Source organism: Pseudomonas sivasensis, from assembly GCF_013778505.1.
Taxonomy (GTDB): Bacteria; Pseudomonadota; Gammaproteobacteria; order Pseudomonadales; family Pseudomonadaceae; genus Aquipseudomonas; species Aquipseudomonas sivasensis.
The window spans coordinates 133,796-146,835 of record NZ_JAAOWU010000009.1; the positions used below are offsets into that span (position 1 = coordinate 133,796).

At 60.7% G+C, this 13,040-nt stretch carries 11 protein-coding genes; 7 read left to right on the forward strand and 4 right to left on the reverse strand.

The genetic code is table 11. The features are described from left to right. The first annotated feature begins 55 nt into the window (after window positions 1-55). The 3 genes from G9Q84_RS16765 (at window position 56) to G9Q84_RS16775 (ending at window position 3,006) form a co-directional block, all read left to right on the forward strand. Complete coding sequence (locus G9Q84_RS16765; RefSeq protein ID WP_032884587.1) at window positions 56-511, forward strand: MaoC family dehydratase; 456 nt, start codon at window positions 56-58, stop codon at window positions 509-511. A gap of 105 nt (window positions 512-616) precedes the next feature. Continuing rightward, a complete protein-coding gene (locus G9Q84_RS16770) occupies window positions 617-2,335 on the forward strand; it encodes a C13 family peptidase (RefSeq protein ID WP_181643744.1) in 1,719 nt (572 codons plus the stop codon). 29 nt (window positions 2,336-2,364) lie between these two features. Further along, complete coding sequence (locus tag G9Q84_RS16775) at window positions 2,365-3,006, forward strand: oxidoreductase (RefSeq protein ID WP_122681778.1); 642 nt, start codon at window positions 2,365-2,367, stop codon at window positions 3,004-3,006. Between the two features lie 137 nt (window positions 3,007-3,143). On the opposite strand, the gene G9Q84_RS16780 is transcribed toward G9Q84_RS16775, so the two are convergent. The 4 genes from G9Q84_RS16780 to G9Q84_RS16795 form a co-directional block, all read right to left on the reverse strand. Beyond that, window positions 3,144-3,428, reverse strand: a complete 285-nt coding sequence (locus G9Q84_RS16780; protein WP_032884584.1) for a YceK/YidQ family lipoprotein — start codon at window positions 3,426-3,428, stop codon at window positions 3,144-3,146. After that, entirely contained in the window at window positions 3,421-4,050 is a 630-nt protein-coding gene (gene ubiX, locus G9Q84_RS16785; protein ID WP_032884583.1) for a flavin prenyltransferase UbiX, read from the reverse strand. Before ubiX ends, G9Q84_RS16780 begins: the two co-directional genes overlap by 8 nt. Continuing rightward, window positions 4,047-5,396, reverse strand: a complete 1,350-nt coding sequence (gene mpl / locus G9Q84_RS16790) for a UDP-N-acetylmuramate:L-alanyl-gamma-D-glutamyl-meso-diaminopimelate ligase (RefSeq protein WP_032884582.1) — start codon at window positions 5,394-5,396, stop codon at window positions 4,047-4,049. Before mpl ends, ubiX begins: the two co-directional genes overlap by 4 nt. Before the next feature lie 79 nt (window positions 5,397-5,475). Further along, entirely contained in the window at window positions 5,476-7,377 is a 1,902-nt protein-coding gene (locus G9Q84_RS16795) for a sigma-54-dependent Fis family transcriptional regulator (protein WP_181640284.1), read from the reverse strand. Between the two features lie 272 nt (window positions 7,378-7,649). On the opposite strand from G9Q84_RS16795, the gene exaC reads away from it, so the two are divergent. From exaC to eutC, 4 genes are all read left to right on the forward strand, one after another. Next, the gene (exaC, locus tag G9Q84_RS16800) at window positions 7,650-9,170 is read left to right on the forward strand and encodes an acetaldehyde dehydrogenase ExaC (protein ID WP_032884580.1); all 1,521 of its coding nucleotides are present in this window, start codon (window positions 7,650-7,652) and stop codon (window positions 9,168-9,170) included. Window positions 9,171-9,315: 145 nt separating this feature from the next. Then, window positions 9,316-10,749: an ethanolamine permease gene (eat, locus tag G9Q84_RS16805; protein WP_181643745.1), complete on the forward strand. Its 1,434-nt coding sequence runs from the start codon at window positions 9,316-9,318 to the stop codon at window positions 10,747-10,749. 52 nt (window positions 10,750-10,801) lie between these two features. Next, window positions 10,802-12,196: an ethanolamine ammonia-lyase subunit EutB gene (locus G9Q84_RS16810; protein ID WP_099603283.1), complete on the forward strand. Its 1,395-nt coding sequence runs from the start codon at window positions 10,802-10,804 to the stop codon at window positions 12,194-12,196. Then, window positions 12,193-13,026: an ethanolamine ammonia-lyase subunit EutC gene (gene eutC, locus G9Q84_RS16815; protein WP_181643746.1), complete on the forward strand. Its 834-nt coding sequence runs from the start codon at window positions 12,193-12,195 to the stop codon at window positions 13,024-13,026. Before G9Q84_RS16810 ends, eutC begins: the two co-directional genes overlap by 4 nt. Window positions 13,027-13,040 lie beyond the last annotated feature (14 nt).

Genomic DNA, 13,040 nt, shown 5'->3' on the forward strand with positions numbered 1-13,040 from the left:
ACATTGGTTCTCTGTAATCCATAAAAACAGCATCGATGAACCAAGGAGAGACGCAATGCCCTATGTACCTGTAGCGCAGCTCAAAGATTATGTCGGCAAGGAACTGGGACGTTCCGAATGGCTCACCATCGACCAGGCACGTATCAACCTGTTCGCAGAAGCCACTGGCGACCATCAGTTCATCCACGTCGACCCGGTCAAGGCTGCGCAAACGCCGTTCGGCAGCACCATTGCCCACGGTTTCCTGTCGCTGTCGCTGATACCCAAGCTGATGGAAGACATCCTGATCATGCCCGAAGGCCTGAAGATGGCGGTCAACTATGGCTTGGACACCGTGCGCTTTATCCAGCCGGTCAAGGTCAACTCCAAGGTGCGCTTGAACGTGATCCTCACTGACGTCACCGAGAAAAAGCCCGGCCAGTGGCTGTTAAAGGCCACTGCCACACTGGAGATCGAAGGCCAGGAAAAACCGGCCTACATTGCCGAGTCGCTTTCACTCTGTTTCGTGTAAGGCCATCCCTGTGGTGAGAGGCTGAAACTCACCACGGGGTATGTAAATTTATGTATGAAACTCGCAGCTGCGGCATACTCGGCGCTCAAATATCCGGATCCCGCTATGCGCCCACTCGCCCCCCTTGCCCTTGCCCTGTTGCTCACCGCTTGCGGAGACGGCGAATCGCTGTTGCCGCCCGATGCGCGCCTGCCCGACGGCGGCCGCTATCGGGGCGATGTGGTCAACGGCCTGCTGCAAGGCCAGGGCCGTGTGGACTACCCCAACGGCAGTTGGTACGCCGGCGCGTTCGACAAAGGCCAGTGGCACGGCCAGGGCGAGTGGCATGGCAGCAACGGCGAAGTCTATAAAGGCCAGTTCCGGCAAGGTCTGTTCGATGGACAGGGCAGCCTGACCACCGCAGCCAGCCAGTATGTCGGCGGGTTCCGCAACGGTCGGCGCAACGGCGAAGGCACCCTCAAAGAGGGGCAAATGACCTATCGCGGCGAATTCAAAGACGATCAGTATTCCGGTCTCGGCCGCCTGGAGTTGGCCGACGGCAGCCAATACCAGGGCCAGTTCGCCCACGGCAAGCCGAATGGCGAAGGCCAGCGCAACGACGACAGCGGTAATCAGTTCAGTGGTCGCTTCGTCGATGGCCAGTTGGAGGGCAACGGCACCTTCAACAGCGCCGACGGCGACATCTATGTCGGTCAGTTCAAGCAGAACCAACTCAACGGCAAGGGCCGCTATGAAAACGCTGACGGCGACGTGTGGATCGGCCAGTTCAAGGAAGGCGCGCTCAGCGGCAAGGGCGAACTGATCGGCGTGGATGGCAGCCACTACGTCGGCTATTTCAGCGATTGGCGCTTTACCGGAGAAGGTCGCCTGAACCTGACCGACGGCAGCTTCTACATCGGCGGCTTCGACAGCGACAACTATCAGGGCCGCGGCACGCTGGTCCTCACCGACGGCACGGTGCAGGCCGGTACCTGGGTCAACGGCATGCGCGTGCGTGACGCGGACGGCACATTGTTGCCTGACCCACTGGAGATCGGCGTGCTGGCCCAAGGGCATTTGCTCGATGCTGCCTTTGCCGCCGTGCCCGCCTCCACCCCTGCCGTGGAGTTGTACACCCTGGCGGTGGCCGGCGACGGCAAACAAAGCGTGTTCCTGCGCGAAGCCGATTACGTCAGCAACATGCTCGCCACCCGCTTCGGCGCACGTGGGCAGATCCGTTTGGTCAACCACCGCGACCATATCGCCGACCGCCCCCTGGCCACCCGCGAAAGCTTGCGCCGTGCCGTGCAAACCCTGGCCGAGCGCACAGGCCCGGAAGACCTGGTGTTTATCTACATGACCAGCCACGGCACCCACGAACACGAACTGGTGCTGGATCAGCCGCGCATGGAGCTGGCCGATTTGCCCGCCGATGAGCTGGCCGCCGTGCTGACACCGCTGAAAAACCGCGACAAGATCATCGTAATTTCCGCCTGCTATTCCGGCGGCTTTATCCCGGCACTCAAAGACGACCGTACGCTGATCATGACCGCCTCCCGCGCCGACCGCGTGTCCTTCGGTTGCTCCGAAGAAGCCGACTTCACCTACTTCGGCGACGCCCTCTTCGCCCAAGCCTTCAACCAGACCGACGATTTGCAGCAAGCCTTCAAGCTGGCACAGCTGCATGTGAGCGAGCGCGAACAGGCCGACAATTTCGAAGCGTCCGAACCGCAGATCTGGGCCCCCAAAGGCGTGATTGCCCACTGGCAACTTTTACGTAAACAGCAGGCACGAAAGGCGCTCGAAAGCGTCTCAATGAATAGCAAGGAAGCCAAAGGCAACTAAGCTGCAACGTGTAACAAGGGGGAAACACTATGTACCTGACACCTCAGCATATCTTGCTCGCAGGGGCCTCCGGCCTCACTGGCGAACACCTGCTCGACCGCCTGCTCAACGAACCCACCGTGACCCGCGTGCTCGCGCCGAGCCGCAAGCCATTGGCCGAACATCCACACCTGGAAAACCCGGTGGGCGACCCAGCGGTGTTCCTGCCGCAACTGAGCGGCCGGGTGGATATCGCCTTCTGCTGCCTGGGCACCACAATCAAAAAAGCGGGCTCGGAAGAGGCTTTCCGTGCGGTTGACCTGGAGATGGTCGTCGCCTTCGCCAAGCGCGCACGGGAAATGGGCGCACGGCACCTGATCGTGATCAGCGCGATTGGCGCCGATCCGAAATCTTCGATTTTCTACAACCGAGTCAAAGGGGAAATGGAGCAGGCACTCAAGGCCCAAGACTGGCCGCAACTGACCATCGTGCGACCGTCGCTGTTATTGGGGGAGCGGCTGGAACCCCGTTTGGCCGAACAACTGGCAGGGCCGCTGTCACGACTGATTCCAGGCAAGTACCGAGGCATCGAAGTGTGTGAACTGGCCCGGGCCATGTGGCGCCTGGCGCTGGAAGAGCAGAATGGGGTGCGGATCGTAGAGTCGGACGAACTGCGCAAGCTCGGTAAATAAAGCCGAACACGAAGCAAAATGTGGGAGGGGGCTTGCTCCCGATGGCGGAGGGTCAGTCAACATATTGGGTGACTGATACACCGCTATCGGGAGCAAGCCCCCTCCCACATTGGTTTTGTATTGCCTTCGGGTGAGCGCTAGAGCCCGCCTGTGGCGTTAAATCCCACTCCTAGCACCGTTAACACCGACAGCGGCAACAGCAAAGTGTCGAGCAACGCACTGGCCGGCAGGTCGACACCGGGGTAGCTCGGCGCCTCAGCACCAAACCGATCCTTGGCGCAGCAACCTCCATTCATTGCGTACAAGTCCAACCGCGTGCCGGCATACACCACCGGCGCGCCGGGCTGCGCAGCGTCCAGCGTACGCGCGGTGGCGCAGCCGCCCAATTGCAACGCCAGTATCACCAACAGTGCCTTATTCATCGCTGCTCAAATGGTGTTCGCCCCAACGCGGCAGCATGTCCTGTGGAATATTCAGCAGGTTGAGAATGCGCGCCACCACAAAATCCACCAGGTCATCGATGGTCTGCGGCTGATGATAAAAGCCCGGCGACGCAGGCAAGATGGTCACGCCCATGTTCGACAACTTGAGCATGTGTTCCAGATGAATGCTCGAATACGGCGCCTCGCGCGGCACCAGGATCAACTGGCGGCGCTCCTTCAATGTCACGTCTGCCGCGCGCTCGATCAGGTTATTGCAGGCCCCGGTGGCAATCGCCGACAAGGTGCCGGTGGAGCACGGCACAACAACCATTGCCGCCGGTGCACCGGAGCCCGAGGCCACCGGCGACATCCAATCTTCTTTGCCGTAAACCTTGATCTGCCCCGGCGCCGCACCGGTGTACTCGGTGAGGAAGGCCTGCATCATCTGCACCTTGGGAGGCAGTGCCACGTCGGTCTCGGTCGCCATCACCAACTGCGCGGCCTTGGAGATCAGAAAGTGCACCTCGCGATCTTCACGCACCAGGCAGTCAAGCAGACGCAGGCCGTAGGGCGCGCCCGAGGCACCGGTCATCGCCAGGGTGACGCGTTCCGGCCCGCTCATTTCAGCGCCTCGGCCAGTTTGCCGTGCAAGCCGCCGAAGCCGCCGTTGCTCATGACCACCACATGGGTGCCAGGCTTGGCCTGCTGCTTGACGAACTCAATGATGCCCTCGATGGAATCACAGACTTTCGACGGCACCGTGCACTGGGCCGCAATCGCCGGTAAGTCCCAGCCAAGATTGGTCGGGGCGTACCACACCACCTGGTCGGCATCGTTGACGCTTTCCGGCAGGCCGTCGCGGTGTGCACCGAGCTTCATGGAGTTTGAGCGCGGCTCGACAATAGCAATGATCGGGGCATCGCCAACGCGCTTGCGCAGTCCGTCAAGGGTGGTGGCAATGGCGGTTGGGTGGTGGGCAAAGTCGTCGTAGATGGTAATCCCATTCACGTCGGCGACTTTTTCCATGCGGCGTTTTACGCTTTTGAATGCGCTCAGCGCAGCAATACCCATGGAAGGCACCACGCCCACATGCCGTGCGGCAGCCAGGGTGACCAAGGCATTGGCAACGTTGTGCTGACCAGTCATGTCCCACTCGACGATGCCTTGGGCCTCACCCTCAAACAGCACTTCAAACCTGGAACCGTCTTCACTGAGCAACTTGACCTGCCATTGCCCACCCGCACCGGTGGTTTGCACCGGTGTCCAACAGCCCATCTCGATCACGCGCTGCAAAGCCGGCTCGGTAGTCGGGTAAATGACCAGGCCTTCGCTTGGGATGGTCCGCACCAAATGGTGGAACTGCCGCTCGATAGCGGGCAGATCGGGGAAGATGTCCGCATGATCAAACTCAAGGTTATTGAGGATCGCCGTGCGCGGACGGTAGTGGACAAACTTGGAGCGCTTGTCGAAGAAGGCGCTGTCGTATTCGTCAGCTTCGATCACAAAGAACGGCGTGTCGCCCAGGCGCGCGGAGACCGAGAAGTTTTGTGGCACGCCGCCGATCAGGAAGCCAGGACTCATGCCCGCGTGCTCCAGCACCCAGGCCAGCATGCTGCTGGTAGTGGTCTTGCCGTGGGTACCGGCAACGGCCAGTACCCAGCGGCCTTGCAGCACATGATCGGCCAGCCATTGCGGGCCGGAAACGTACGGTAAACCTTTGTTGAGCACGTACTCGACGGCCGGGTTGCCACGGGACATGGCATTGCCGATCACCACCAGATCCGGCACCGGGTCGAATTGCGCCGGATCGTAACCCTGGGTCAGTTCAATGCCCTGCGCTTCGAGTTGCGTGCTCATGGGCGGGTAAACATTGGCATCGGAGCCTGTCACGTGATGGCCCAGCTCTTTAGCCAGAACCGCCATCGAACCCATGAAGGTGCCGCAAATACCAAGAATATGAATGTGCATAGTCGACCTCGTAAACATCGAGGCAGGTTAGCGCAGGGGGGCGAAAATCGCACTCTTTAGCTGTAGGACCAAACCACGATCACCCGGGCAGAGACGCGCGTGCGATGCCGTGCCGGCGCAGCTTTCTATACAACGTATTGCGGCTGACACCCAGTTGCTCCGCCGTATGGGACATGTGCCAGCGCTGTTGTTCCAAGGCCGTTAGCAAGGCAAGTCGCTCGGCGTCTTCCAGGGGCGACTCGGCGGGCTTAGCCTCAACCACCGGTTGCGGCCGGGCCTGGCGGATCGACGCGGGCAAATCTTCAAGGCCCACGCGCCCGTCGTCACACAGCGCCGCCAACGTACGCAGCACCGTGCGCAGTTGTCGGACGTTACCGGGCCAGGCAAAGGTCAACAACGCCGAACGCGCCGCCGGGTCGAGTTGTACAGTCTGCCCGCCCGCCTCTTCAGCCAGCAGAAAATCCAGCAACTGAGATTTATCGCTGCGCTCACGCAGTGGAGGCAAACCAACTTCCAGGCCGTTGAGCCGGTAATACAAGTCCTCACGGAAACTGCCGTCCTGGACACGCCCCAGCAAGTTGCGGTGCGTCGCGCTGATAATTCTGACGTTAACCGCCTGGGGCTCACCGCCGATAGGCACCACCATACGGTCCTCCAGAACCCTTAATAAGCGGGTTTGCAGAGCCAGAGGCATATCACCGATTTCATCGAGGAACAGAGTGCCGCCGTCGGCCTGTTGCAACTTACCTTGCATGCCCTCCTTCCGCGCGCCAGTGAAACTGCCGCCGCGATAACCGAACAGCTCGCTTTCGATCAGGCTTTCCGGGATGGCGGCACAGTTGAGGGCGACGAAGGCTTTGTCGGCACGCTGGCTGGCATGGTGCACGGCCTTAGCGAAGGCTTCTTTACCGCTGCCGGTTTCCCCATTAATCAGTAGCGGCACATCTCGCTCGAATACCCGCAGCGCCTTGCGAAAATCATTTTGCAACGCAGGATCACCCAGGCAGATGCCAGCCAGGCGGGCGGGCTCAGCCTTCGCGATGGGTAAAGACACACTGCGTGGCTGACCACGCAGTGCGGCAAACAAGCGCCGCCCATCGCGGGTGCGCAGTGGCCAACTGGCGGTCGCATTGGCACTGGCGCGACCGAGTAATTGATCCAGAGAACAGTCGAAGAACGCCTCCACCGGCTGACCCAGCAGGTTGCCTCGAACCTGCCCCAGCAGATTCAGCGCGCTCTGGTTCATCGCGCAAATGCGCCCTTCACCATCGAACGCCAGCAACCCTTCGCTGAACAGGCCCACGGACTCGGCCTGCAGATGAAAGCGCAACAGCCAGTGATGCTCGAAATGGCGCAGGAAGTAGCAGCTCTCGATCATCTTCGCTGACAGGTTCACCAGCGCCATGGTGTGAAACTGACTCTGGCGCGATACCGCTTCCCGGGCTGACGACACGTCCAGCACCGCCAGCAATTCACCATGGGGGTCGAACACCGGGCTCGCCGAGCAGGTCAGCCCGGTGTGGCGGCCACGGAAGTGTTCATCGCGATGAATGGTCAGGGACTGACGCTCCACCAGGCAGGTGCCGATGCCATTGGTCCCTTCGCAGGCTTCACTCCAATCGGCACCGAGCCACAGACCGGCGCGCTCGAAAATCTTGCGCTCGGACGGCGCAGTGACACAGTTGAGGATCACTCCGCGCGCATCGGTCAGCAGTACCGCGTGGCCGGCACCGGAGAGCTGCTGGTGCAGGCTATTCATCTCACTGCCGGCGATGTGCAGCACTTGCTGCAGACGCTCGCGGCTTTCCAACAGGCGCCCGTGTTCAAGCACGGTGGGTGCGATGGTCTGCGCGGGATCCAGGTGGTAATCCTCCAGGCACCGCAGCCAGGAACGGGCGATGGACGGATCGCTGGAGGGGTCACGGCCACGTGCCACGGTGAGGACTTGCTGGGCATGGCGACTGAAATGATCGTTGTGCATGTTCTTATTATTCTCCCTGCGTGAGAGCGTCCAGCATCCCCCAGCCCTGCAAGAGATGCAATCCCGTGCAGACCCACCGGTCACAGGCTGTACCGTTTATGGCACAAAGTGTCACCCAGGCTGTGCCAGGCGTGTGACAGCAATGCCTTTCAACAAACCTCAACCCCTTGATTTACCTGGCCCTCAAGGCAGTGGCCCGACCTTTGCTCTACGCTTTACCAAGCGCTTGAGCGCTGCACTCCAATAAACATAAAAGCCAGGAGATACCCACCATGCGTTACGCACACCCCGGTACTGAAGGCGCGATCGTTTCGTTCAAGGCCAAGTACGGCAACTACATTGGTGGCGAATTCGTTGCGCCGGTCGACGGCAACTATTTCACCAACACCTCGCCGGTCAACGGCAAACCCATCGCCGAATTCCCGCGCTCCACTGCCAAAGACATCGACAAGGCCCTCGACGCCGCCCACGCCGCCGCTGACGCCTGGGGCAAGACCTCGGCCCAGGACCGCTCGCTGGTGCTGCTGAAAATCGCCGACCGCATCGAACAGAACCTCGAACTGCTGGCCATTACCGAAACCTGGGACAACGGCAAAGCCGTGCGTGAAACCCTCAACGCCGATATCCCGCTGGCCGCCGACCACTTCCGCTACTTTGCCGGCTGCATCCGCGCCCAAGAAGGCACCAGCGCCGAGATCAACGAACACACCGCGTCCTATCACTTCCACGAGCCTCTGGGCGTGGTTGGTCAGATCATCCCGTGGAACTTCCCGCTGCTGATGGCCGCCTGGAAACTCGCCCCGGCCCTGGCGGCCGGTAACTGCGTGGTGCTCAAGCCCGCCGAACAAACCCCGCTGGGCATCAACGTGCTGATGGAAGTCATCGGCGACCTGCTGCCACCGGGCGTGCTGAACGTAGTCCACGGTTTCGGCAAAGAAGCCGGCGAAGCTCTGGCCACCAGCAAACGCATCGCCAAGATCGCCTTCACCGGCTCCACCCCGGTGGGTTCGCACATCATGCATGCGGCGGCGGAGAACATTATTCCGTCCACCGTTGAGCTGGGCGGCAAGTCGCCGAACATCTTCTTCGCCGACATCATGAAAGCCGAACCGTCCTTCATCGAGAAAGCCGCCGAAGGCCTGGTGCTGGCGTTCTTCAACCAGGGCGAGGTGTGCACCTGCCCATCCCGTGCGCTGGTGGAAGAGTCGATCTACGACGACTTCATGAAAGTGGTGATGAAGAAAATCGAGCAGATCAAACGCGGTGACCCGCTGGACACCGACACCATGGTCGGCGCCCAGGCGTCCGAGCAGCAGTTCGACAAGATCCTGTCCTACCTGGAAATCGCCAAGGGCGAAGGCGCGCAGTTGCTCACCGGCGGCAAGGTGGAGCAGCTCACCGGCGACATGGCCGGCGGTTATTACATCCAGCCGACGCTGCTCAAGGGCACCAACGAAATGCGTGTGTTCCAGGAGGAAATCTTCGGCCCAGTGGTGAGCATCACCACCTTTAAGGACGAAGCCGAAGCCCTGGCCATTGCCAACGACACCGAGTTCGGCCTGGGCGCCGGCGTGTGGACCCGCGACATCAACCGCGCCTACCGCATGGGCCGGGCGATCAAGGCGGGCCGAGTGTGGACCAACTGCTACCACCTTTACCCGGCGCATGCCGCGTTCGGTGGCTACAAGAAGTCCGGTGTGGGCCGCGAGACACACAAGATGATGTTGGACCACTACCAGCAGACCAAGAACTTGCTGGTGAGTTACGACATTAATCCACTGGGCTTCTTCTAACTAACATCCCCTCCCACTTTTGAAACAAGGTCAATGATGGGAGGGGGTTTTCCCCTCCCACACTTAGATCGTCACAAGTACTTGCGAATAGCATTCGGCACACAGAGGCCGAGTTAAAAACAATAACAACGAAAGGTACTTCTTCATGCCTAGCGAACCGACTGGATCTTCTGTCGACTTCGAAAAAGTCGACTCCCAATACTTCCAACAACGCGAACTTAAAAAAGGCGCCGCCGGCTGGGTCCTGTTAGTTGGGCTCGGCGTTGCCTACGTTATTTCCGGCGACTACGCCGGCTGGAACTTTGGCCTCGCCCAGGGTGGCTGGGGCGGTATGTTCCTCGCCACATTGCTGATGGCCACCATGTACCTGTGCATGTGTTTCTCCCTGGCCGAACTGTCTTCGATGATCCCTACCGCTGGCGGTGGCTACGGCTTTGCCCGCAGTGCCTTCGGGCCTTGGGGCGGTTTTCTCACGGGCACGGCCATTCTGATCGAATACGCCATAGCCCCCGCCGCCATCGCGGTGTTTATCGGCGCTTACTGCGAGTCGCTGTTCGGCATTGGCGGTTGGATGATCTACTTGGCGTTCTACATCATCTTTATCGGCATCCACATCTTTGGCGTTGGCGAAGCCTTGAAGCTGATGTTTGTCATCACTGCCATCGCCGCGGTTGCACTGGGCGTGTTCCTGGTGTCGATGGTGCCGCACTTCAACGTCGCCAACTTGCTGGATATTCCGGTGACCGAGGCCAAGGGCGCCAGCACCTTCCTGCCGTTTGGCTACGTCGGCGTGTGGGCGGCAATTCCCTACGCGATCTGGTTTTTCCTCGCCGTAGAAGGCGTGCCGCTGGCCGCCGAAGAAACCAAGAACCCCAAGCGCGACCTGCCTCGTGGCCTGATCGGCGCCATTGTGGTGCTGACCAGCTTTGCCTTGTCGATCCTGGTGATTGCACCGGGCGGCGCGGGCACTTACGCGTTAATCAAATCCGGAAACCCGCTGGTGGAAGCGCTGGCGTTGTCCTACGGCGGTTCGACCTGGATGGGCAGCTTCGTCAACCTGGTTGGCTTGGCCGGACTGATCGCCAGCTTTTTCTCGATTATCTATGCCTATTCGCGGCAGATCTTCGCCTTGTCCCGTGCCGGCTACCTGCCGCGCAAGCTGTCTGAGACCAACAAGAGCAAGGCACCGGTACTGGCGCTGGTGATCCCCGGCATTATCGGTTTCGGCCTGTCGCTGACCGGCCAGGGGGATTTGCTGATCCTGGTGGCGGTGTTTGGCGCGACCATTTCCTACGTACTGATGATGGCCGCGCACATCACCCTACGCATCCGTCGCCCCAAAATGGACCGTCCTTACCGCACGCCGGGTGGCATTTTCACTTCAGGGGTTGCCTTGGTACTCGCCTGCGTGGCCGTCGTTGCGGGCTTTCTGGTGGATCCACGGGTGGTGATTGGCGCCGCGATCATCTATGGAGTATTAATTGCTTACTTTGCTTTCTACAGCCGGCATCACTTGGTAGCAGGCACGCCCGAAGAGGAATTCGCGGCGATCCAGGCCGCAGAGGCCGCCTTGCACTAACTGCCGTAAACCTCGACGCGGGCTGCTGCCCGCGTCGTCAAGGAGACACTGTATGGCAAGCTTTTCCCACGCGGTGGGTGCACAAACCTACCGCTTCGACAGCCTCAAGGACGTGATGGCCAAGGCCAGTCCCGCGCGCTCCGGAGACTTTCTCGCCGGCGTCGCCGCGCAGAACGACGGTGAGCGGGTGGCGGCGCAAATGGCGCTGGCAAATATCCCGTTGAAACACTTCCTCGAAGAAGCGCTGATCCCCTATGAAAGCGATGAAGTCACCCGACTGATCATCGACACCCACGACAAGCAGGCTTTCGCCGTTGTCAGTCACCTGACCGTCGGTGGCCTGCGCGACTGGCTGCTCAGCGACGCTGCCGATGAACATTCCCTACGCGCCTTGGCGCCGGGTCTGACACCGGAAATGGCTGCTGCCGTGTCCAAGATCATGCGCGTGCAGGACTTGGTACTCGTGGCGCAGAAGATCCGCGTCGTCACTCAGTTTCGCGGCACCATGGGCCTGCGCGGGCGCCTGTCGACCCGCCTGCAACCCAACCACCCGACCGACGAGCCGGCGGGCATCGCTGCGAGCATTCTCGACGGCCTGTTGTACGGTAACGGCGACGCCATGATCGGCATCAACCCGGCCACCGACAGCATCGCCTCGATCTGCGCGATGCTGGAGATGCTCGACGCCATTATCCAGCGCTACGAAATCCCCACCCAGGCCTGTGTGCTGACCCACGTCACCACCTCCATCGAAGCCATCAACCGCGGCGTGCCACTGGATCTGGTGTTCCAGTCGATTGCCGGCACCGAGGCGGCCAACGCCAGTTTCGGCATCAACCTGAATGTGCTGCAGGAAGGCTACGACGCGGGCTTGAGCTTGAACCGGGGCACTCTGGGCCAAAACCTGATGTATTTCGAAACCGGCCAGGGCAGCGCCTTGTCGGCCAACGCGCATTTTGGCGTCGACCAGCAAACCTGCGAAACCCGCGCCTATGCCGTGGCACGGCATTTCAAACCGTTTCTGGTAAACACGGTGGTCGGGTTTATCGGCCCCGAGTACCTGTACAACGGCAAGCAGATCATCCGTGCCGGCCTGGAAGACCACTTCTGCGGCAAATTGCTGGGTGTACCGATGGGTTGCGACATCTGTTACACCAACCACGCCGAAGCCGACCAGGACGACATGGACACCCTGCTGACCCTGCTGGGCGTGGCCGGGATCAACTTCATCATGGGTATCCCCGGCTCCGACGACATCATGCTCAACTACCAGACAACCTCGTTCCACGACGCCTTGTACGCTCGCCAGACGTTGGGTTTAAAGCCGGCACCGGAGTTTGAACAGTGGCTGGCAAAAATGGGCATTTTTACGCAAGCCGACGGCAAGGTGCGCTTCGGCAACAGCCTGCCACCGGCGTTTCGCCACGCCCTGGCGCAATTGGGATGAAGGAGCCGCCTGTGCAACTCGACCTGCCTGAAAACCCGTGGTTGGAACTGCGGCGCCTGACCCCGGCGCGTATTGCCTTGGGCCGTACCGGTACCAGCATTCCTACCAACGCCCAGCTTGATTTCCAATTTGCCCACGCCCAGGCGCGGGACGCGGTGCACCTGCCTTTCGACCATGCAGGCCTTAGCAGTCAACTGGCCGAACGTGGGCGTGACAGCCTGTTGCTGCACAGCGCCGCAACCGACCGGCATAGCTACTTGCAACGTCCGGATTTGGGGCGGCGCTTGAGCGACGAATCGGCACAGAGCCTGCGGGATTACGCGGCAGCGCATCCCGGCGGCGTGAACCTGGCGGTCGTGGTGGCTGATGGTCTGTCGGCGCTGGCAGTGCATAAACATACGTTGCCGTTTCTTACGCGCATGGAAGAACAAACCCACGCCGAAGGGTGGTCCTTGTCGCCGGTGATCCTGGTGGAACAGGGGCGCGTGGCGGTGGCCGACGAAATCGGGCAACTGCTCGGCGCCAAAATGGTGGTGATCCTCATCGGCGAACGGCCGGGGCTCAGTTCGCCGGACAGTCTGGGGCTGTATTTCACATACAACCCTAAGATCGGACTCACCGATGCCTATCGCAATTGCATCTCCAACGTGCGCTTGGAAGGCTTGAGTTACGGGATGGCGGCCCATCGTTTGCTGTATTTGATGAAAGAGGCGTGTCGCCGGCAGCTCTCGGGGGTAAACCTCAAGGATGAGGCGCAGCTGCAGACCATCGAGTCCGACGACCCGAACCTGATGAAAGGTAATTTCCTGCTCAGCCCACCGCAGGACTGATCCCGGCACGATTG